Consider the following 19,409-nt stretch of genomic DNA (forward strand, 5'->3'; position numbering starts at 1 on the left):
AGCCCGCCCCCACAAGGGGCGGTGTGGCACGCAGGCCTTTGGAACGGATGAACGAGCATTTATGGACAAGAGCAGATTTCGCAAGATAAGCCTGGGCTGCGCCCTGGCGCTGGTGGCCGGGATCACGCTATACGCGGTACAGGCCCCGGCCACGCCGCCGCGCTACATCACTGCCACGGTCGAGCGTGGTGACATCGAGAACGCGGTGCTGGCCACTGGTGTGCTCGAGGGCATCCGCCAGGTGGATGTCGGGGCGCAGGTTTCCGGGCAGTTGCGCTCGCTGAAGGTCAAGCTGGGCGACAAGGTGACCAAGGGCCAGTGGCTCGCCGAGATCGATCCCTTGGTGCTGCGCAACACGCTGCGCCAGGCCCAGGTCGATGAAGAAAAGCTGCAGGCCGAGCGGCGCTCGACCCTGGCCCGGGTCAACCAGACCCGTCGGGTCTACGAGCGTTACAGCGCGTTGCAGGACGACGAGTCGATCTCGCGCCAGGACTTCGAGAACGCCGAGTCCGAATACCAGGTGCAGCAGGCCACCCTGCACTCGCTGGACGCGCAGATCAAAAGTGCCCAGGTGCAGATCGACACGGCCAAGGTCAACCTCGACTACACCCGCATCAGCGCGCCCATCGACGGCGATGTGGTGGGCATCGTCACCCAGGAAGGGCAAACCGTGATCGCCCAGCAACTGGCGCCGGTGATCCTCAAACTGGCCGACCTGGACACCATGACGGTCAAGGCTCAGGTCTCCGAAGCCGACGTGATCCATATCAGCCCCGGCCAGCAGGTGTACTTCACCATCCTCGGCGAAGACAAGCGCTACTACGCGACCTTGCGCGGCACGGAACCGGCGCCGCAGAACTACCTGGAGAGCACCGACAAGAGTGGCGCTGGCGCGCCGAAGCAGAACACCGCGGTGTTCTACAACGCCTTGTTCGAAGTGCCCAACCCTGACCACCGCCTGCGCATCTCCATGACCGCCCAGGTGCGCATCGTGCTGGCCACCGCCGAGGCGGTGCTCAGTGTGCCGGTGGCGGCGCTTGGGCCGCGCAGTGGTGACGGCAGCTTCCCGGTGCGGGTGGTCGACGCCAAGGGCTTTGCCCAGGTGCGCCAGGTGCAGGCCGGGATCAACAACAATGTCAGAGTCGAGATCAGGCAGGGGCTGGACGAGGGCGACCGGGTAGTGATCGGCGAGCCCATCGGCGACGCGGCGGGGGCATGAGCATGAACATGAACGTCGAGCTGGCCTCGCAGCGCACCACCGCCGTCGAAACCGCCCAGCCGCTGCTGCGCCTGGAGGGCGTGAGCCGCAGTTTCATGGCGGGAGATCGCGAGTTTCTTGCCCTGCGCCATATCGATCTGGAAATCAACGCGGGCGAGCTGGTGGCGATCATCGGCGCCTCGGGCTCGGGCAAGTCGACGCTGATGAATATCCTCGGCTGCCTGGATCATGCCAGCGCCGGTTCCTATCAGGTGGGTGGCCAGGAAACCCGCGACATGGACGATGAGGCGCTGGCAGCGCTGCGCCGTGACCATTTCGGCTTCATCTTCCAGCGTTATCACCTGCTGCCGCATCTGGACGCCCTGCGCAATGTCGAGATCCCGGCGGTGTATGCCGGTACGCCCCAGGCGCAGCGTCACGAGCGGGCCCAGGAACTGCTCAAGCGCCTGGGCCTGGCCGGGCACCTGACGCATCGCCCCAGCCAACTGTCGGGCGGTCAGCAGCAGCGGGTGAGTATCTGCCGGGCCCTGATGAACGGCGGCGAGGTGATCCTCGCGGACGAGCCTACCGGCGCCCTCGACACGGCCAGCGGCAAGGAAGTGATGGCTATCCTGCTGGAGCTGCACGCAGCCGGGCACACCGTGATCCTGGTGACCCACGACCCCAAGGTCGCAGCCCATGCCGAGCGCATCATCGAGGTCAGCGACGGGCAGATCGTCAGCGATCAGCGCAACTCGCCGCAGGCCACGCCCGATGCGGCCATCCCCGAGCCGCAACGCAAGGCCCGTCCGCCACGGCGCCTGGTGGCCAGCCTGGGCTTGTTCCGTGAAGCGTTCAACATGGCCTGGATCGCATTGATCTCACACCGCATGCGCACGTTGCTGACCATGCTCGGGATCGTCATCGGCATCACCTCGGTGGTGTCGATCTCGGCGATCGGCGAGGGCGCCAAAGGCTACGTGCTCAAGGATATCCAGGCGATCGGCAGCAACACCATCGACATCTATTCAGGCAGCAACTTCGGTGACAGTCGGGCCAAGGCCATCGAGACCCTGGTGCTGGCCGACGTCACTGCGCTCAACCAGCTGTATTACGTCGACAGTGCAACGCCGGTGATCGGCCGCAGCATGCTGGTGCGCTACCGCAACCTGGACCTCGACGTACAGCTCAATGGCGTCAGCGAACGCTATTTCCAGGTGCGCAACATCAACCTGGCTGCTGGCATCGCCTTCAGCGAAAGCGATGCCCGGCGCCAGGCGCAAGTGGTGGTGATCGACCACAACACGCGCTTGCGGCTGTTCGGCGAGGGGGTCGATCCGCTCGGGCAGGTGATCCTGATCGGCAATCTGCCGTGCACGGTGATCGGCGTGACCACCGAGAACAAGAACCTGTTCGCCGCCAGCAACGCGCTGAACGTCTGGGTGCCGTACGAGACCGCAGCCGGGCGCCTGCTGGGGCAGCGTCACCTGGATAGCATCAGCGTGCGAATCAAGGACGGCATGCCCAGCAAGCGGGTAGAAGAGGAGGTCAACAGCTTGATGCTGCAGCGTCACGGCACCAAGGACTTTTTCACCAACAACCTCGACAGCATCATGCAGACGGTGCAGAAAACCAGCCGTTCGCTGACCCTGCTGCTGTCGTTGATCGCGGTAATTTCATTGGTGGTGGGGGGTATCGGGGTGATGAACATCATGCTGGTGTCGGTCACCGAACGTACCCGTGAGATCGGCATCCGCATGGCCGTCGGTGCCCGGCAGTCGGACATTCGCCAGCAGTTCCTGGTGGAGGCGGTGATGGTCTGCCTGTTCGGCGGGCTGGTGGGGATCGCGTTGTCTTATGGGATTGGCTACCTGTTCACACTGTTCGTCAAACAGTGGGAGATGGTGTTCTCGCCGGCCTCGATTGCCACCGCGTTCGCCTGTTCGACGTTGATCGGCATCGTGTTCGGGTTTGTGCCCGCACGAAACGCCGCACGGCTGGACCCGATCGAAGCCTTGGCGCGGGATTGAACTGACGTGTCGCTGACGCACGGCTTTGGTCAGCGACACGTTCAATGGGGCGTTAATCGAGGACTTTGAACATTATTGGTTCCTGGCTCGAAAACACGTTGCCTACCCCACGGATTTCATTGCCGTTCAAAAACATGTGCTTGAATGCCACCACACCCGTAAGTACGAACCTGCCGTCACCGTTAAACGTCAGGTCCGCGTTGCCCGCCGAACTGAATCGATAGATCATCGCCACGAGGGGGTCAGGGGATGTACCGAGCTGCATGTCACCGGTCAAGCCGACGAGGATACGGTTCTTCGCATCGACGGCGATATGTGGTGAGGAAATATACACCGCGTTTTTTACCGCATCGTTCCTACTCGTGAATGTACTGTCACGTTCTCCTGACAAGAGGTAAGCGTCCAACTTCAGCCGCGGCTCAGATTGGTGGTCATTCTTTTTTGTGTGTGTTAATGGGTCCATAGAAGCGATCAGGATTCGCTCTTGATGTACGTGCATGCAGCTATTTTTATAAGCAAGACCCGGCATTTCAACGTAGCCGGAATCGTTGAATGTCTTGTCGAGCATTCCCGAGTCGGTGAACTTCGTCAGGTAAGCCTGTTGTTCTCTGTAGGCCAGCATGATAAATCCACCGCCCTCGAAGAAATGGACATCGACCGGCTCCCATGGCTTGCCTTCCAGGGGCTGCAGCGGGAGAAACGACAGCAGCTTCCCTATGTCTTGAGCAAATTTGGAAATCCAACTTTTGAACGGTGGATCCTCATACTCGTGGTAGCTACTGGATACTGACCACAGCGCGCCATTGATGAGTTGGGCCTCTCCACTGCTCACATCGTAGACGTGTTTTTCTGGTGTTTCGGTATGTCCGGCGGCGGGCGCTTCAGACTTGCGCGGCGCGCGGCGATCGGGGCTGTTCTTGGCCAAGTCTGCTGGTTTGATTGTCGCAATACCATTTTCGCCGAATCCTTCCTGCGGTTTCAGATTTGTCTCGAAACAACCAACGGCTGAAGTGTGGACGATGGGATCGTGTTCTTCGGATGGCCAGCGTATATCCGGCACGTAACAGGCTATCCGGTCGAGTTGGTTGTATTTGAGTCGGAAGAAATAGTTGGTATTCTGTTGGTTTTCATCGGGCAGGATGACTTATTCCAGATGGGTCCGTTTGCTGTCTTGATCGAAGCTGGCCAGGTAGTTCTCTTTCTTCTCGTGAGTCTGGATAACATGCACGCTCCCGCCATCTTGCAGGCCCGCAGAGTCGATGATTTCAAAACCGCGATCCTCATCGAGTGGACGCAACTCTACGATGCCCCCAACTCCGAAATTCGGGTCCAGTTGCCCTGCTTTATCGCCGGTATTATCTGTCGTTTTCATGAGGCTTACTCTCGTTGGCTGGTAAGTGGTAGGAACTATTCACGGTACTGGCAAGAGTCTGCGGTACGCAGGGTGCTGCAGAAGCCGGTCAGTCGTGCAGCTTGAGCACCCTTTCCAAGAAGTACGGGCCGCTGGTAGGGAACAGCGTCAGGATGTGTATGCCGTGCTCACTGGCCAACACCTTGTTCGCCGTCCTGTAGTCAGGGCCACCGTCAAAGAGGCCCTCGTTGCCGAAGGCGCTGTCGAACTCTCCCGACCGTGTCAGGCGATACACATGCAAACGGCCGACGTTGATGGCGGTGAGCAGGGCGCCACCGAGCAAAATGCGACCCTGATCATCGATGTGAAGCTCGCCCAGGGCCAGGCCATGGCCGTCGCTGCCGAGCATCAGGGGGTGGCCGCTATTGAAGGTCGTGTCGTTCGTACCGGACTCGGTCAGTACGAACACTGTCGTGGGTTGTTGGAGCTGGAATTCCACGCCCCGGGACACAGCGATCCGACCGTTCCTTGCGAACATGCCGAGGCGCATGCTTCCTTCAAAGGCGAACAGTTCCCGCTGACCCTGGTCATCATTGAAGCGTTCATCGGCGATGGCGTGTCGGTCGTAACGCCTCACGATGACTCGCTTGGTGGCGTTCTCTGCTAGCACCAGGAAACTACCGTCGGCGAAGAAGTGCGCACGCAAGACCCGCAACGAAAAACCAGCCTTGTCGGTCAGTGGCAACATGCCGAGATCACGCGCCTCGCCGAGCTCAGGTGCCAGCTCGCCAGTCACGGGGTTGAAGACCGCCAACCAGCTTTCAGTGTGCTCGGTGTCCGCGTCGCCAAGAGTGTAGGGGAAGATGACTCGCAGTAAGCCGTTCGCGAACGCCAGCGGGCGCTCCTCGGCCGACAGAAGCGCGTTCGTCGAGTGCTTCAACCGGCGCATTTTGGCGCGGCTTACGTCACCCTTCTGCCAACCTTCGCCGGGATCTGGTAAAGCATGACCGTTATCGCCAAAGGACGTTACCGGTTGGAAGCCTTCATCAAACTGGCTGATACCGATGAAGTTCAGAAAACGAGCGAAGTCGGCATCGAAATAGGTGGGCACGCCAACGGCGAAATAGGTCTGCTGGCCATTGATCGTGGCGCCGACAAGCCCTTTGAAGTCCAGTGCCTCATCGGGCAGATTCGCAGCGTCTACGACCACATGGCCGGTGCTTTCGTCCCAGTGGCCATCGGCGTTGAGCCGGGTGAGCAATCCTGGGCTGGAGTCTGCGGGGTTACGGCCGAATACCACCAGCCTCCCCTTGGCGTCGAGGGTTGATGGCCCGATCTGGAGAGAGGCCATGTCCGGGTTGTAGGGAGGCTCGTGCGGAATATTGGCCACTCCTTGCGTGCCGTAGGCGTGGTCAGGCGTGCCGGAAGACTGCACAGACATGCTGATGAGCTCCACCGGGTGAGGGTGGCTAGAAACTAACGCAGTCGATGTGGCACTCCAACTGGCAAAAATGATAGGTGGGGTACTGCGCCACATCGGCGGCGGGGATTGAATACCCCGGCTGCGGATGGCTTAGAGGGGTATCGATGGATGGGCGCCATACATCCAGCGCATCAACGAATGCCGCCCGCTGATCCCCAGCTTGATCGCCGCGCGACGCAGGTAGCTTTCCACCGTATTGACCTTCAACTGCAGGCGTTCGGCCTGCTGCGGTGCGGTATGACCGGCCAGCAGGCCCAGGCAGACCTGCATTTCCCGTTCTGACAGTGCAAGGCCAGTCTGGCCCAGGCGCTCGCGGAAACGCTCCTGCAGGCTATCGCTCTGTCGTTCGCTGATGCTGGGCTGCAAGGCATCCAGGTGCTTTTGCAACATGGGCAGCAGCAGCGGCGAGATATCCTGCAGGCAGTCGCGCTCGCGCGGCGAGAAGCTGGCGCGATCAGCGCGCAGGACGTGCAATTCGTAGTGATAATCGGCAGTGCGGCGCACCAGATGCAGACGGGCTGGGTCCAGAAGCTCGTCGCAGGCGGGTTCGCCGGTGCTGAACACGGTTTCACTGAGCAGGGTGGTGCTGTCGTGCAAACCGGGTGAGGCCAGGCGCACCTGGCGGATATGCGTAGCATCGATGCTCAGGTGAGTCTGGATCAGGTCATGCAGCAGGCGCGGGAATTGGCGGCTGCCGGTGCTGGCTATGACTTTGCCGATCTGCGGAAAGAGCAGGTGAGAATTCATCGTATCGTCCATGAGTAGCGGTAATCCGAAAGTCGCGATATGGCTTTTGGCCATTATTTGGGCGCGACTGCTTGCTATCCTAGTACAACGATTCAGCCACCGCTTGATGAAATGGTCATAACCCCATGCCCGAAAGTGAGGTGCTTGTGCGCCTGCGCCGCTGGGCTGGGGTATCATGGCCGCCTTTTTCCTACGAGGCCCGCCCCATGTCCCTGAACGCTGAGCAGATCACAGAATTCCGTGCTTTTGCCGAGCAATTGGCCGATGCCGCTGCCTTGGCGATCCAGCCGTATTTTCGCGCGAGCCTGGAGGTCGAGGACAAAGGCGGGCGCCTGTACGATCCGGTGACCGTGGCTGACAAGGCCGCCGAAGACGCCATGCGTGCGCTGATCCAGGCGCGGTATCCGGCGCATGGCATCCTGGGCGAGGAGCAGGGCGTGGCACAGGGCAGCAGCCCGTTGACCTGGGTGCTGGACCCGATCGATGGCACCCGGGCCTTCATCACCGGCCTGCCGCTGTGGGGCACGCTGATTGCCCTGAACGATGGCGAGCAGCCGGTGGTGGGGGTGATGAATCAGCCCTTTACCGGCGAGCGTTTCGTCGGCACGCCCGAGGGCGCCTGGCGTAGCGGTACACCGCTGAAAACCCGCGCCTGTGGGGCGCTCGAGGCGGCCACGCTGATGTGCACCACGCCGGACATGTTCGACACTCCGGCGCGCAAGGCGGCATTCGAGCATGTGGCGGGGCGGGCGCGACTGATGCGTTATGGGGGCGACTGCTACGCCTATTGCATGCTGGCGTCGGGGTTTGTCGATGTGATCGTCGAGGCGAGCCTGCAACCCTACGACGTGCAGGCACTGATGCCGATCATCCAAGGGGCGGGCGGTGTGATCACGGCGTGGGATGGCAGCTCGGCGCAGAACGGTGGCTGCATCGTGGCCTGCGGCGATCCAGCGCTTCATACACAGGTCGTGGAGATGTTGCGCGCAGCGATGTAACGCTCAGTCGCGGTAGAACACCTGCACCAGGTGATAACCGAACTTGGTCTTGATCGGCCCATGCACCACGCGCAGGGCCTTCTTGAAGATCACCTGGTCGATGGCGCCGACCAGCTGGCCAGGACGCACCTCGCCCAGGTCGCCACCGCGCTTGCCCGATGGACAGGTCGAGAACTTCTTCGCCAGCACGTCGAACGCTTCGCCCTTGGCCAGGCGTTGCTTGAGTTGTTCGGCCTCATCGGCGGTCTTGACCAGGATATGGCGCGCTTGTGCTTTCATGGGACACCTGTGCTTCGGGCAAAAAAGGGCGCCATTATGCCTGATCGCGCAGCTCGGCGCGGTCACGGAAATACGCCAGCGCCTCGGGGTTGGCCAGGGCATCGGTGTTCTTCACCGCCAGCCCGTGCACCACGTTACGCACCGCCAGCTCCACCAGCTTGCCGCTGACGGTGCGCGGGATGTCTGGCACCTGGGCAATCACCGCTGGCACATGGCGCGGTGTGGTGTATTGGCGGATCACCTGGCGGATGCGCTGACACAAGGCGTCGTCCAGTTGCAGGCCCTCGCGCAGACGCACGAACAGCACCACACGCACGTCGCCTTGCCAGTCCTGGCCGATGGCGATGCTCTCGAGCACCTCCTCGACTTTCTCCACCTGGCGATAGATCTCCGCCGTACCGATGCGCACGCCGCCGGGGTTGAGCACCGCGTCGGAACGCCCGTGGATCACCAGGCCGCCGCTGCTGGTTTCTTCGGCATAGTCACCCTGTGCCCAGACGCCGGGGAACAGGCTGAAGTAAGCCTCGTGATAACGGCTGCCGTCGGTATCGCCCCAGAAACCCAGCGGCATCGACGGAAAATGGCGGGTACAGACCAGCTCGCCTTTCTCGCCCACCACCGCCTGGCGTTGTTCGTTCCACACCTGTACGGCCATGCCCAGGCCCCGGCATTGCATTTCCCCGCGCCGTATTGGCAGGGTCGGGTTACCCAGCACGAAGCATGAGACGATGTCGGTACCGCCGGACATCGACACCAGGCGCACATCACGCTTGATCTGACGGTAGACGTAGTCGTAGCTGTGCGGCGACAGCGGCGAACCGGTGGACAGCAACAGGCGCAGGCTGTCGAGGCGGTGGCTGCGTATCGGCACCAGGCCTTGCTGTTCCAGCGTGGCCAGGTACTTGGCGCTGGTGCCGAACACCTGGATGCCTTCGGCGTCGATCAGGTCGAGCAGGCGCTCGGGGCCGGGGTGCAGCGGTGAGCCGTCGTACAGCACCAGGGTGGCACCGACCGCCAGGCCGCTGGCCAACCAGTTCCACATCATCCAGCCACAGGTGGTGTAGTAGAACAGCACGTCGTCGGCCTTCAGGTCGTTGTGCAGGCCGTGTTCCTTCAAATGCTGCAGCAGTACGCCTCCTGCTCCGTGGACGATGCATTTGGGCACGCCGGTGGTGCCGCTGGAATAGAGGACGTACAGCGGATGGTCGAAGGGCAGGGCAGCAAACTCAGGTTCGCCACCGGCCTGAAAGAAGTCCTGCCAGAGGCTGACCCTGGGTGCGACGAACTCATCGGTGCGCGTCTGCTCGCGGGTGTAGGGCACGACCAGCAGGTGCTCCAGCGCTGGTAACCGGGCGCAGACCTGATTGATCTTCTCGACCTGGTCGATCACCTTGCCGGCATAGTGATAACCCGCACAGACGATCAGCAGTTTCGGCGCGATCTGGCCAAAGCGGTCGATGATGCCGTGCAGCCCGAACTCGGGGGACGAGGTGGACCAGATCGCCCCCAGGCTGGCGCTGGCGAGCATGGCCACCAGGGTTTGCCAGGTGTTGGGCATGACCGCGGCGATACGATCGCCTGGCTGGATGCCGGCGGCCTTGAACGCGCGTTGCAGGCCGGCGACCTCGGCGGCGAGCTGCCGGTGGGTGAGCACCTGACGTGTACCGTCCTCGCGCACGGCGATCAGCGCCGGGTGCGTGTCGCGTCGACGCAACAGGTGTTCGGCATAGTTGAGCGTGCCATCTGCGAACCAGCGCGCGTCCGGCATCTGCGGGCCTTCGCTGAGCACCTGCGACGGCAGATTGTGCCAGCGCACTTCGAAGCACTTGCAGAGCCTCTGCCAGAACGCTTCGCGCTGCTCGATGCTCCAGCGGTGCAGGTCTGCGTAGTTGGCGAGCTGCAGGCCAAGGTCCTGGTTCACCTGTCGGCGGAAGTGGTCCATTCGGCTGGCCTGGACCTGTGCGGGGTTGGGACGCCACAGTACTTCGCTCATGCGAGCCTCCTCGGTCGGTGGGGAATCGACACGGCCTGCTAGTTGAACTCTAGCCCTTACTGCGCCAACCAGCCGCCGTCCACGTTCCACGCGGCGCCACGTACCTGGCTGCCGGCCTCGCTGCACAGAAACAGTGCCAGCTCGCCCAGGTGCTCGGGGGTGACGAAGGCCAGCGAGGGCTGCTTCTCGGCCAGCAGGTCATGCTGGGCCTGCCGAGGGTCGCCGCCTGCCGCTGCGCGGTCGTCGATCTGCTTCTGCACCAGTGGGGTCAGCACCCACCCGGGGCAGATGGCATTGCAGGTGACGTTGCTGGTCGCGGTTTCCAGCGCCACCACCTTGGTCAACCCGATCACCCCGTGCTTGGCCGCCACGTAGGCAGCCTTGCCGGTGGAGCCTACCAGGCCGTGCACCGAGGCAATGTTGATGATCCGCCCCCAGCCGCGTTCGCGCATCCCCGGCAGGGCCAGGCGGGTGCCGTGGAACACGGCCGAGAGGTTCAAGGCGATGATCTTGTCCCAGCTCTGCACCGGGAAGGCCTCCACCGGCGCGACGTGCTGGATGCCGGCGTTGTTGACGAGGATGTCGACGCCGCCGAACTCGCGCTCGGCCAAGGCAAACAGGGCCTCGATCTGCGTCACGTCGGACAGGTCTGCCGGATGGTGGGCGACCTTCACGCCGTGGCGGGCGATCTCGGCCAGCGCCGGTTGCGGATCGCCGAAGCCGTTGAGCAGGATGTTGGCACCTGCCTTGGCCAGTACCTGGGCGATGCCCAGACCGATGCCGCTGGTGGAACCGGTGATGAGTGCCGTCTTGCCGTCTAGAGTCATGTGCCGCTCCTTACACGATGCCGATAGCGTTGAAACGATCAGTGTGTCTTTCAGTCGAGGGCCGAATCAGCGCCGCGGGTCGAATGCCTCCCGCAGCGCATCGCCGATGAATACCAGCAGCGACAGGATCACCGCCAGCGCGAAGAATGCGGTGAACCCCAGCCAGGGGGCTTGCAGGTGCTGCTTGCCCTGGGTGACCAGCTCACCCAACGACGCGGTGCCGGCCGGCATGCCGAAGCCGAGGAAGTCCAGCGCTGTCAGGGTGGTGATGGCACCGGTCAGCATGAACGGAATGTAGGTCAGTGTGGCGTTCATGGCATTGGGCAGGATATGCCGCAGCATCACCTGGGTGTCCGGCAGGCCCAGTGCACGGGCGGCCTTGACGTACTCAAGGTTGCGCCCGCGCAGGAATTCGGCGCGCACCACGTCGACCAGGGTGAGCCAGGAGAACAGCGCCATGATCCCCAGCAACCACCAGAAATTCGGCTCGACGAAGCCGGACAGGATGATCAGCAGATACAGCACCGGCAACCCCGACCATACCTCCAGCAGGCGCTGGCCGAGCAGATCGACCCAGCCACCGTGGTAGCCCTGCAGTGCGCCGGCGGCAACACCGATCAGCACACTGACCAGGGTCAGGGCGAAGGCGAACAGCAAGGAAATGCGTGTGCCATACAGCACCCGCGCGAGCACGTCGCGGCCCTGGTCGTCGGTGCCCAGCCAATTGCTGGCACTGGGCGGGCTTGGGGTGGGCACCTGCAGGTCGTAGTTGGGCGTGTCGGCACTGAAGGGGATGGGGGCGAACAGCATCCAGCCGCCCTGGCCTTCGATCAACTGGCGCACATAGGCGCTGCGGTAGTCGGGCTGGAACGGCAGTTCACCGCCGAACTGCTGCTCGGTGTAGCGCTTGAGCGCCGGGGTGTACAGCTCGCCCTTGTACGACAGCAGCAACGGCTTGTCGTTGGCCACCAGCTCTGCGCCCAGGCTCAGCAGCAGGATGGCAGCGAACAGCCATAGCGACACCCAGCCCAAGCGGTTATGGCGAAAACGCTGCAGGCGGCGCCGGGCGATGGGTGAGAGCATCAGTGCGCCCTCGTGTCGAAGTCGATGCGTGGGTCGAGCAAGGTGTACGACAGGTCGCCGATCAGGCGGATCAGCAAGCCTGCCAGGGTGAAGATGAACAGGGTGCCGAACACGACCGGGTAATCCCGCGAGACGGCCGCTTCATAGCTCATGCGCCCCAGGCCGTCGAGCGAGAAGATCACCTCGATCAGCAATGAACCGGCGAAGAATACCGTGATCAACGCCTGCGGCACCCCGGCCACCACCAGCAGCATGGCATTGCGCAACACATGGCCATACAGCACCCGGCGTTGGCTCAAGCCCTTGGCCCGGGCGGTGACCACATACTGGCGCGAGATTTCATCGAGGAAGGCGTTCTTGGTCAGCAGGGTGAGGGTGGCAAAGCCGCCGATCACCAAGGCACCGACCGGTAGCACCAGGTGCCAGAAATAATCGGCGACCTTGCCCAGCAGGCTCAGCTGGTCGAAGTCTTCCGAGACCAGCCCGCGCACCGGGAACCAGTTCAAGGACGTGCCGCCGGCGAACAGCACGATCAGCAGCAGGGCGAAGAGGAACGAGGGCAGCGCGTAGCCGACCACGATCAGCGCGCTGCTCCAGACATCGAAACGGCTGCCGTGGCGCACGGCCTTGCGGATACCCAACGGGATCGAGACCAGGTAGGTGATCAGCGTCGCCCAGAAGCCCAGCGACAGGGTAACGGGCAACTTGTCGAGAATCAGGTCGGTAACCTTGTCGCCACGGAAGAAGCTCTGGCCAAAATCGAGCCGGGCATACTGGCCGAGCATCAGCCAAAGGCGCTCCGGGGCGCTCTTGTCGAAGCCGTACTGGCGCTTGATCTCCTCGATCAGCTTGGGGTCAAGCCCACGACTGGCGCGGGACTCGCCCTGCATCACTTCGACCCGGGCGCCTGGGGCGCCGCCGCCGATGCCTTGCAGGCGCGCCACCGCCTGCTCCACAGGGCCGCCGGGAGCCGCCTGGACGATGGCGAAGTTCACCAGCAGGATCGCCAGCAGGGTCGGAATGATCAGCAGCAGGCGCCGCAGGATATAGGCGGTCATGGTGCAACCTTGGAGCGTTCAGCCATCTGCTGATTGGTCAGCGCCGTTGGGCTGAGTTCCCACCAGGTATCCAGGCCTTCGTCGTAGGCGGCCTGCACCTTGGGCAGGCCGAAGCGGTTCCACCAGACGGTCGAGCTGCCGGGCGGGTAATAGTTTGGAATCCAGTAGTAGTTCCACTGCAGCACGCGGTCCAGGGCGTGGGCGTGGCGCAGCATGTCGGCCTGGGTCGAGGCGCGTACCAGGCCGTCGAGCAGGTGGTCCACCGCCGGGTCCTTGAGCACCATGAGGTTGTTCGAGCCAGGGTCGTTGGCGGCGGCTGAGCCGAAGTAGTTGTACTGCTCCGAGCCGGGTGACAGCGTGACCGGGTAACCGGTGACGACCATGTCGTAGTCGCGCGCCATCAGCCGGTTGATGTATTGGGCCGAGTCGACATTGCGGATGTTCAGCTCGATGCCGATTTGCGCCAGGTTGCGTTTCCAGGGCAAGAGCAAGCGCTCCAGGCCCGATTGCCCGTTGAGGAAAGTGAAGCTCAGCGGCGTGCCTTCGGCGTTTACCAGGCGATCACCCTCAGGGCGCCAACCGGAGGCCTGGAGCAACTCCAACGCCTGCAACTGCTGCTTGCGGATGATGCCCGAACCATCGGTCACTGGTGCCGTGAACACCTGGGTGAAGACTTCGTCGGGGATCTGGCCGCGTAGCGGCTCGAGCAGTTTCAGTTCCTCGGCGTCGGGCAGCTCGCGCGCCGCGAGCGGGGTGTTGGAGTACAGGCTTTGCTGGCGGATGTACAGGTTGCGCATCATCTGCCGGTTGCTCCACTCGAAGTCCCAGAGCATCGCCAGCGCCTGGCGCACACGGCGGTCGCGGAACACCGGCTTGTCGAGGTTGAACACGAAGCCCTGGGCGTTCTGTGGCTTGGCAGGGCCCAGGTGGGCGCGCTGCAGGCGGCCGTCGTCGAGCTGGGCGCCGTTGTAGCCCAGGGTGTAGGCGGTGGCGGAGAACTCGCGGTTGTAATCGTATCCGCCGCCCTTGAGTACCTGGCGGGCAACCTCGGTGTCGCCGAAGTACTCGACGCGCAAGCGCTGGAAGTTGAAGCGCCCGCGGTTGACCGGCAGGTCCTTGGCCCACCAGTCGGGGTCGCGCTCGAAGGTGATGCTGCGGCCGTTGTCGATCCGGCTGATGCGGTAGGGGCCACTGCCTACCGGTTTTTCGAACCCGGCGCCGTTGGCGAAGTCGCGTGTCTGCCAGTCGTGCTCCGGCAGTACCGGCAGGCTTGCCAGGTCCAGCGCGAGGGTGCGTCCGTGGGGTTGCTTGAAATCGAAGCGCACGCTGCGCGGGCCTTCCACGGTGACCCCGGCAACCTCGGCGAACTGCGTGCGGTATTTGAGGCTGCCCTTGCTCATCAGCAGCTCGAAAGTGAAGCGCACATCTTCGGCGCGCACCGGCTTGCCGTCGGCGAAGGTGGCACGCGGGTCGATCTCGAAACGCAGCCAGGCGTCGTCCGGACCACGCTCCATCCGGTGGGCGATCAAGCCATAGACCGTGTACGGCTCATCGAACGAGCGTACCGCCAGCGGGGCATACAACCAGCCATCGACCTCGCTGACACCGGTGCCCTTGTCGATATACGGCAGGATATGGTCGAACTGGCCGATCTCGATGGCCGAGCGCCGCAAGCTTCCGCCCTTGGGGGCGTGCGGGTTGACGTAGTCGAAGTGCGTGAAGTTCGCGGGGTAGCGCGGGGCTTCGCCGTAGACGGTGAGGGCGTGGGAGGGGGCGGCCTGGAGGGTCAATGCCAGGCATGACAGCAAGCATCCCACCAACAGACGGCCCAGCCCCCTGCAAGAGCGAGCTTGCCCCGCGATGAGGCGCGGCGAGACATAGGGGGATACTGAACGGGCCCTGTCGCGGGACAAGCCCGCTCCTACAAGGGCACTGCAGGGGCGGGCGAACAAGACCGAATCAGTCCTGGCGGCTGGTCACTTCCAGCAGGTGGTAGCCGAACTGGGTCTTGACCGGGCCTTGCACAGTGTTGACTGGCGCGCTGAACACCACGGTGTCGAATTCCTTGACCATCTGGCCTGGGCCGAAGGAACCCAGGTCACCGCCCTGGCGGCTGGACGGGCAGGTGGAGTTGGCCTTGGCGATTTCGCCGAAGTCGGCACCGGCTTCAATCTGAGCCTTGAGTTCGTTGCACTTCTCTTCGCTGCTGACGAGGATGTGGCGGGCGGTGGCACGTGCCATGGGAACTGCTCCTTGATGTGAAACGGCAAGCCTAGCGCAATTGGCTGCGAAATGTCTCGCAAGGCTTGCCATGAGCCTCCTACAACTTATCTGCCGCCTGGCGCAGCAAGGTGTCGGTCGAATCCCAGCCCAGGCAGCCATCGGTGATCGACACGCCGTATTTCAACGTGCCCTTGCCCAGCGCCTGGCAGCCGTCGAACAGGTGCCCCTCGAGCATCACGCCGACGATCGAGGTGTCACCGGCCAGGCGTTGGCTCAGCACATCCTCGAATACCGCGGGTTGGCGCGCCGGGTCCTTGCCGCTGTTGGCGTGGCTGCAATCGACCATGATCCGCGCCGCAAGCCCGGCCTTGGCCAGCCCCTGGCGGGCCAGGGCGATGCTGTCGGCATCGTAGTTCGGGCCCTTGTGGCCGCCGCGCAGCACCAGGTGGGTATCCGGGTTGCCGAAGGTCTCGATGATCGCCGGGTAGCCTTGCGCATCCATGCCGAAGTGGCGGTGCGGTGCTGCGGCGCTGCGCATGGCATCGGTGGCGATGGCGACGCCGCCGTCGGTGCCGTTCTTGAAGCCGACGGGCAGCTCCAGGCCGCTGACCATCTCGCGGTGAATCTGCGATTCGGTGGTGCGTGCACCGATGGCCGCCCAGCTCAGCAGGTCATCGAAGTAACCCGCAGCCATCGGCTGGAGCAGTTCGGTGGCGATCGGCAGGCCGCGCTCGAGCATGCCCAGCATCAAGCCCCGGGACAGGGCGATACCGGCGTGCATGTCGTCGCTGCCGTCCAGGTGCGGGTCGTACGCCAGGCCTTTCCAGCCTACGGTGGTGCGCGGCTTTTCCACGTAGGCACGCATCACCAGCAGCAGCTTGTCATCGACTTCACGGCTCAGGGCCGCCAGGCGGTCGGCGTATTCAAGGGCCGAGCGTGGGTCGTGGATCGAGCATGGGCCGACGATCACCAGCAGGCGTGGGTCGCGGCCTTCGAGAATGGCGCGCACGGCCTGGCGATGGGCGTGGACTTGCTGGGCGAGTTCACTGGAAAGCGGCATCTGCTGCTTGAGCAGGTGAGGGCTGGGCAGGCGCTGGCTGACGGAGGTGTTGGCAGCGGCAGGTTGGGTCAGGGGCAGAGCGAGATTCGAAGCTTGCATGGCGTTGTTTCCCTGGGCGGACGGCGGGTGCTTCCCGCGCTGTCGGCCCTATCGAGGTGTTCGACAGGTATTCGGATGATTGCTGTGTGCAGCGTCGCCACCAGTGATGGACCGTACGGAGGCGGCAGGCTGGCCCGAACGGGATTGGCTAAATCGCCAGGCGTAGGTGTCTGCGTAGGGGTAGCTGGTGTAGTTCATGAATCTGTCCTCGGAACGAATGGATGTTTTTCAGGGCCTGGAAACGCAAAACCCCCGGTCGGGGAGCCGACCGGGGGTTTGAGTATTCTCATGTTCGGCGGCCCCTCGAAGGTGGGCGCCGTGTGGGTATCGGCGCCTAGTGGCTAAACCAATACCCAAAATAGGAGCAGGCGACGTTACGACCGGCAACGGCCAGCACAGGGCGCGCGGTGCGACCGGTGGTGTTGGCGTGATTGCAGGTGTGTTTCGACATGTTGCTCTCCAGTGAATGGGATCGAGCTTACTGCACCTGTAACGCTGTGTTCAATGGATAAATGCTATCGCAATGATAATCCGGGGCAGCAACGCGACCCCGGGACCGCGCGATCACAGCGGATAATGCTTGAGCTCGCGCGCAATCAGCATCCGCTGAATCTCGCTTGAGCCCTCGTAGATCTGGGTAATGCGCGCATCGCGGTAGTACTTCTCCACCGGATAGTCCTCAAGATAGCCATAGCCGCCATGCACCTGGATGGCCATGGAGCACACCCGCTCGGCCATTTCCGAAGCGAACAGCTTGGCCTGCGAGGCTTCCGACAGGCACGGCTTGCCGGCCGTGCGCAGGCGTGCGGCGTGGAGGATCAGCAGGCGTGCGGCATTGACCTGCACCTGCATGTCGGCCAGCAGGTTGGCGATGCTCTGGTGCTCGTTGATCGGTTTGCCGAACTGGATGCGCTCGCGCGAATAGGTCAGCGCTGCTTCGAAGGCTGCGCGGGCGATGCCCAGTGCCTGGGCGGCGATGCCGATGCGCCCGCCTTCGAGGTTGGACAGGGCGATGGCCAGGCCCCTGCCGCGCTCGCCCAGCAGATTGGCGGCGGGGATGCGGCAGTCGTCGAGGGTGACCGCACAGGTGTCCGAGGCGCGGATGCCCATCTTGTGTTCGCTGCGATCGACCTTGAACCCTGGGTTGTCGGTCTCTACCAGAAACGCCGACAGGCCCTTCTTGCCCAGCTCTGGGTCGGTGACGGCAAAGACGATGGCCAGCCCTGCGCGGCGGGCGTTGCTGACGAACTGCTTGGCGCCATTGATCACCCAGTGGCCATCGACCAGCTCGGCGCGGGTACGCAGGTTGTGGGCTTCGGAGCCAGCCTGGGGCTCGGTCAGGCAGAAGCAGCCAATCACTTCGCCACTGGCCAGGCGCGGCAGCCATTGCTGCTGTTGCTCAGCGCTGCCATAGGCCAGCAGCGGGCCGCAGCCGACCGAGTTGTGGATGCTCATCATCGCACCGGTCGCGCCGTCGCCAGCCGAGATCTCTTCTACCGCCAGGGCATAGGCGACGTAGTCGGTGTAGCTGCCACCGAAGGTGTCGGGCACGACCATGCCCAGCAGGCCCAGCTCACCCATGGCGCGGACGACGTCATCGTCGATCCAGCCAGCCCTCTCCCAGGCCTGGGCATGCGGCGCGATCTCGCCACGGGCAAAGTCCCGGGCCATGTCGCGGATCATGATCTGTTCTTCGCTCAGTTCCAGGTCTTGCATGCTGTGTACTCCCGGGCTCACAGGCCTTCGAAGAATTGATCGACCCGCTTGCGCGACAGCGCGGCGAGGGTGGGCGGGTTCCAGCGAGGTTGCTTGTCCTTGTCGACGATCAGCGCACGCACGCCCTCGATGATGTCGCCATGGGCGAACCACTGGCGGTCCAGGTGCAGTTCCATGGCGAAGCAGTCTTCCAGGCTCAAGTGGCGGCCGCGGCGCAACATTTCCAGGGTAACCGCCATCGCCAGCGGCGAGCGGGTTTCCAGCTGATCGGCGGTGGCCAGTGCCCAGGGGCGGCTGTCGCCGATGCTCACGGCGCGCAGTTGCTCGATGATGCTGGTCATGTCGGGCAGGGCGAAGAAGTGATCGATGGCCGGGCGCAGCTTGGCCAGCGGCGCGTCGTCCAGCGTCTGGGAGCCAAGTTTGGCGAGCAGACCTTGCAGATCCTTGAGTGGCTGGTCGCCGAAGTGCAGATGATCCAGGCCTTCGTCCAGCGCGGTCAGTTTTGCGCTGTCCACGTACCAGTCCGCCAGTCCACAGTACAGGGCATCGGCGGCCTGGATCTGCGCGCCGCTGACACCCAGGTAGATGCCTAGCTCGCCGGGGATGCGCGACAGGAAGTAGCTACCACCCACATCGGGGAAGTAGCCGATACCGACCTCGGGCATCCCCAGGCGGCTGCGTTCGGTGACGATGCGCAGGTCTGCGCCCTGGGCCAGGCCCATGCCGCCGCCGAGGGTGAAGCCGTCCATCAGCACGAGGATCGGTTTGCGGTAATGATGAATGCACAGGTCGAGGGCGTATTCCTCGACGAAAAAGCGCTCATGCAGGTCGCTGCCAGCCTTGAAGCTGTCGTGCAGAGAACGGATGTCGCCCCCTGCGCAGAAGCCCTTGGGACCTTCGCCGCGCAGGACCACGGCCTTGACTTGCGGGTCTTGCGCCCAGGCGTCGAGGTGGCGCTGCAGGCTGCGCACCATGTCGAGGGTCAAGGCGTTGAGGCCGGCGGGACGGTTGAGGGTCAGGTGGCCGATGTGGTTGCGGGTGTCGGCCAGAACATGATCCGTGGCCGTTGGTTGAGCGTGCGCGGTCATCGCGGTCTCCCTGCTTTGTTATTGATTTTCCACGTTAAGTCTGGAAATACGCTGGAGGATCAACGGATCCTGCCATGCGTATTTGCCTGACACAATTGGTAAATCTGCAGGGGTGGGGTGCATTTTTGTTGCAGATGATCAGGCATCTGCGGTGTGGGTGCTGGCCTCTTCGCGGG

At 63.4% G+C, this 19,409-nt stretch carries 17 protein-coding genes; 3 read left to right on the forward strand and 14 right to left on the reverse strand.

Going from position 1 to position 19,409, the window contains the following annotated elements; genetic code table 11:
- Positions 1-61: 61 nt before the first annotated feature.
- Entirely contained in the window at positions 62-1,219 is a 1,158-nt protein-coding gene (gene macA, locus ACPZMI_RS25335) for a macrolide transporter subunit MacA (protein WP_411384377.1), read from the forward strand.
- Positions 1,220-1,221: 2 nt separating this feature from the next.
- Positions 1,222-3,228, forward strand: coding sequence for a MacB family efflux pump subunit (locus tag ACPZMI_RS25340; protein WP_426353287.1), 2,007 nt, complete (start codon positions 1,222-1,224; stop codon positions 3,226-3,228).
- 52 nt (positions 3,229-3,280) lie between these two features.
- On the opposite strand, the gene ACPZMI_RS25345 is transcribed toward ACPZMI_RS25340, so the two are convergent.
- The 4 genes from ACPZMI_RS25345 to ACPZMI_RS25360 form a co-directional block, all read right to left on the reverse strand.
- Complete coding sequence (locus ACPZMI_RS25345) at positions 3,281-4,288, reverse strand: hypothetical protein (RefSeq protein ID WP_426353288.1); 1,008 nt, start codon at positions 4,286-4,288, stop codon at positions 3,281-3,283.
- A gap of 84 nt (positions 4,289-4,372) precedes the next feature.
- Positions 4,373-4,600, reverse strand: a complete 228-nt coding sequence (locus ACPZMI_RS25350) for a hypothetical protein (RefSeq protein ID WP_426353289.1) — start codon at positions 4,598-4,600, stop codon at positions 4,373-4,375.
- Between the two features lie 88 nt (positions 4,601-4,688).
- Entirely contained in the window at positions 4,689-6,020 is a 1,332-nt protein-coding gene (locus ACPZMI_RS25355; RefSeq protein WP_426353290.1) for a hypothetical protein, read from the reverse strand.
- Positions 6,021-6,152: 132 nt separating this feature from the next.
- A complete protein-coding gene (locus ACPZMI_RS25360) occupies positions 6,153-6,809 on the reverse strand; it encodes a helix-turn-helix transcriptional regulator (protein ID WP_186711607.1) in 657 nt (218 codons plus the stop codon).
- 206 nt (positions 6,810-7,015) lie between these two features.
- On the opposite strand from ACPZMI_RS25360, the gene hisN reads away from it, so the two are divergent.
- Positions 7,016-7,807, forward strand: coding sequence for a histidinol-phosphatase (gene hisN, locus ACPZMI_RS25365; protein ID WP_186719302.1), 792 nt, complete (start codon positions 7,016-7,018; stop codon positions 7,805-7,807).
- Between the two features lie 3 nt (positions 7,808-7,810).
- Here hisN and ACPZMI_RS25370 read toward each other — a convergent pair whose 3' ends face one another.
- The 10 genes from ACPZMI_RS25370 to ACPZMI_RS25415 form a co-directional block, all read right to left on the reverse strand.
- Positions 7,811-8,086, reverse strand: a complete 276-nt coding sequence (locus tag ACPZMI_RS25370) for a peptidylprolyl isomerase (protein ID WP_054890650.1) — start codon at positions 8,084-8,086, stop codon at positions 7,811-7,813.
- A 34-nt stretch (positions 8,087-8,120) separates the two neighbouring features.
- Positions 8,121-10,079, reverse strand: coding sequence for an acetoacetate--CoA ligase (locus ACPZMI_RS25375; protein WP_426353291.1), 1,959 nt, complete (start codon positions 10,077-10,079; stop codon positions 8,121-8,123).
- 56 nt (positions 10,080-10,135) lie between these two features.
- Positions 10,136-10,906 carry a 3-hydroxybutyrate dehydrogenase gene (gene hbdH / locus ACPZMI_RS25380; protein ID WP_411384385.1) on the reverse strand — a complete coding sequence of 257 codons (771 nt, stop codon included), beginning with the start codon at positions 10,904-10,906 and terminating at the stop codon, positions 10,136-10,138.
- 66 nt (positions 10,907-10,972) lie between these two features.
- The gene (locus tag ACPZMI_RS25385; protein WP_186664874.1) at positions 10,973-11,989 is read right to left on the reverse strand and encodes an ABC transporter permease; all 1,017 of its coding nucleotides are present in this window, start codon (positions 11,987-11,989) and stop codon (positions 10,973-10,975) included.
- A complete protein-coding gene (locus tag ACPZMI_RS25390; protein WP_426353292.1) occupies positions 11,989-13,047 on the reverse strand; it encodes a microcin C ABC transporter permease YejB in 1,059 nt (352 codons plus the stop codon). Before ACPZMI_RS25390 ends, ACPZMI_RS25385 begins: the two co-directional genes overlap by 1 nt.
- The gene (locus ACPZMI_RS25395) at positions 13,044-14,843 is read right to left on the reverse strand and encodes an extracellular solute-binding protein (protein ID WP_426353298.1); all 1,800 of its coding nucleotides are present in this window, start codon (positions 14,841-14,843) and stop codon (positions 13,044-13,046) included. Before ACPZMI_RS25395 ends, ACPZMI_RS25390 begins: the two co-directional genes overlap by 4 nt.
- 163 nt (positions 14,844-15,006) lie before the next feature.
- Entirely contained in the window at positions 15,007-15,288 is a 282-nt protein-coding gene (locus tag ACPZMI_RS25400) for a peptidylprolyl isomerase (RefSeq protein ID WP_054890645.1), read from the reverse strand.
- A gap of 79 nt (positions 15,289-15,367) precedes the next feature.
- Complete coding sequence (locus tag ACPZMI_RS25405) at positions 15,368-16,429, reverse strand: 3-deoxy-7-phosphoheptulonate synthase (RefSeq protein WP_186664868.1); 1,062 nt, start codon at positions 16,427-16,429, stop codon at positions 15,368-15,370.
- Between the two features lie 564 nt (positions 16,430-16,993).
- A complete protein-coding gene (locus ACPZMI_RS25410) occupies positions 16,994-18,145 on the reverse strand; it encodes an acyl-CoA dehydrogenase family protein (RefSeq protein ID WP_288377536.1) in 1,152 nt (383 codons plus the stop codon).
- 17 nt (positions 18,146-18,162) lie between these two features.
- Positions 18,163-19,233, reverse strand: a complete 1,071-nt coding sequence (locus tag ACPZMI_RS25415) for an enoyl-CoA hydratase/isomerase family protein (protein ID WP_426353293.1) — start codon at positions 19,231-19,233, stop codon at positions 18,163-18,165.
- Between the last annotated feature and the right edge of the window lie 176 nt (positions 19,234-19,409).

Origin of the sequence: Pseudomonas wayambapalatensis (assembly GCF_049942315.1) — a bacterium.
GTDB lineage: Bacteria > Pseudomonadota > Gammaproteobacteria > Pseudomonadales > Pseudomonadaceae > Aquipseudomonas > Aquipseudomonas wayambapalatensis.

Coding starts and splice junctions, on each gene's coding strand:
- macA (WP_411384377.1), top strand. CDS start 62: ATGGACAAGAGCAGATTTCGCAAGATAAGCCTGGGCTGCGCCCTGGCG.
- ACPZMI_RS25340 (WP_426353287.1), top strand. CDS start 1,222: ATGAACATGAACGTCGAGCTGGCCTCGCAGCGCACCACCGCCGTCGAA.
- ACPZMI_RS25350 (WP_426353289.1), bottom strand. CDS start 4,600: ATGAAAACGACAGATAATACCGGCGATAAAGCAGGGCAACTGGACCCG.
- ACPZMI_RS25355 (WP_426353290.1), bottom strand. CDS start 6,020: ATGTCTGTGCAGTCTTCCGGCACGCCTGACCACGCCTACGGCACGCAA.
- ACPZMI_RS25360 (WP_186711607.1), bottom strand. CDS start 6,809: ATGAATTCTCACCTGCTCTTTCCGCAGATCGGCAAAGTCATAGCCAGC.
- hisN (WP_186719302.1), top strand. CDS start 7,016: ATGTCCCTGAACGCTGAGCAGATCACAGAATTCCGTGCTTTTGCCGAG.
- ACPZMI_RS25370 (WP_054890650.1), bottom strand. CDS start 8,086: ATGAAAGCACAAGCGCGCCATATCCTGGTCAAGACCGCCGATGAGGCC.
- ACPZMI_RS25375 (WP_426353291.1), bottom strand. CDS start 10,079: ATGAGCGAAGTACTGTGGCGTCCCAACCCCGCACAGGTCCAGGCCAGC.
- hbdH (WP_411384385.1), bottom strand. CDS start 10,906: ATGACTCTAGACGGCAAGACGGCACTCATCACCGGTTCCACCAGCGGC.
- ACPZMI_RS25385 (WP_186664874.1), bottom strand. CDS start 11,989: ATGCTCTCACCCATCGCCCGGCGCCGCCTGCAGCGTTTTCGCCATAAC.
- ACPZMI_RS25390 (WP_426353292.1), bottom strand. CDS start 13,047: ATGACCGCCTATATCCTGCGGCGCCTGCTGCTGATCATTCCGACCCTG.
- ACPZMI_RS25400 (WP_054890645.1), bottom strand. CDS start 15,288: ATGGCACGTGCCACCGCCCGCCACATCCTCGTCAGCAGCGAAGAGAAG.
- ACPZMI_RS25405 (WP_186664868.1), bottom strand. CDS start 16,429: ATGCAAGCTTCGAATCTCGCTCTGCCCCTGACCCAACCTGCCGCTGCC.
- ACPZMI_RS25410 (WP_288377536.1), bottom strand. CDS start 18,145: ATGCAAGACCTGGAACTGAGCGAAGAACAGATCATGATCCGCGACATG.
- ACPZMI_RS25415 (WP_426353293.1), bottom strand. CDS start 19,233: ATGACCGCGCACGCTCAACCAACGGCCACGGATCATGTTCTGGCCGAC.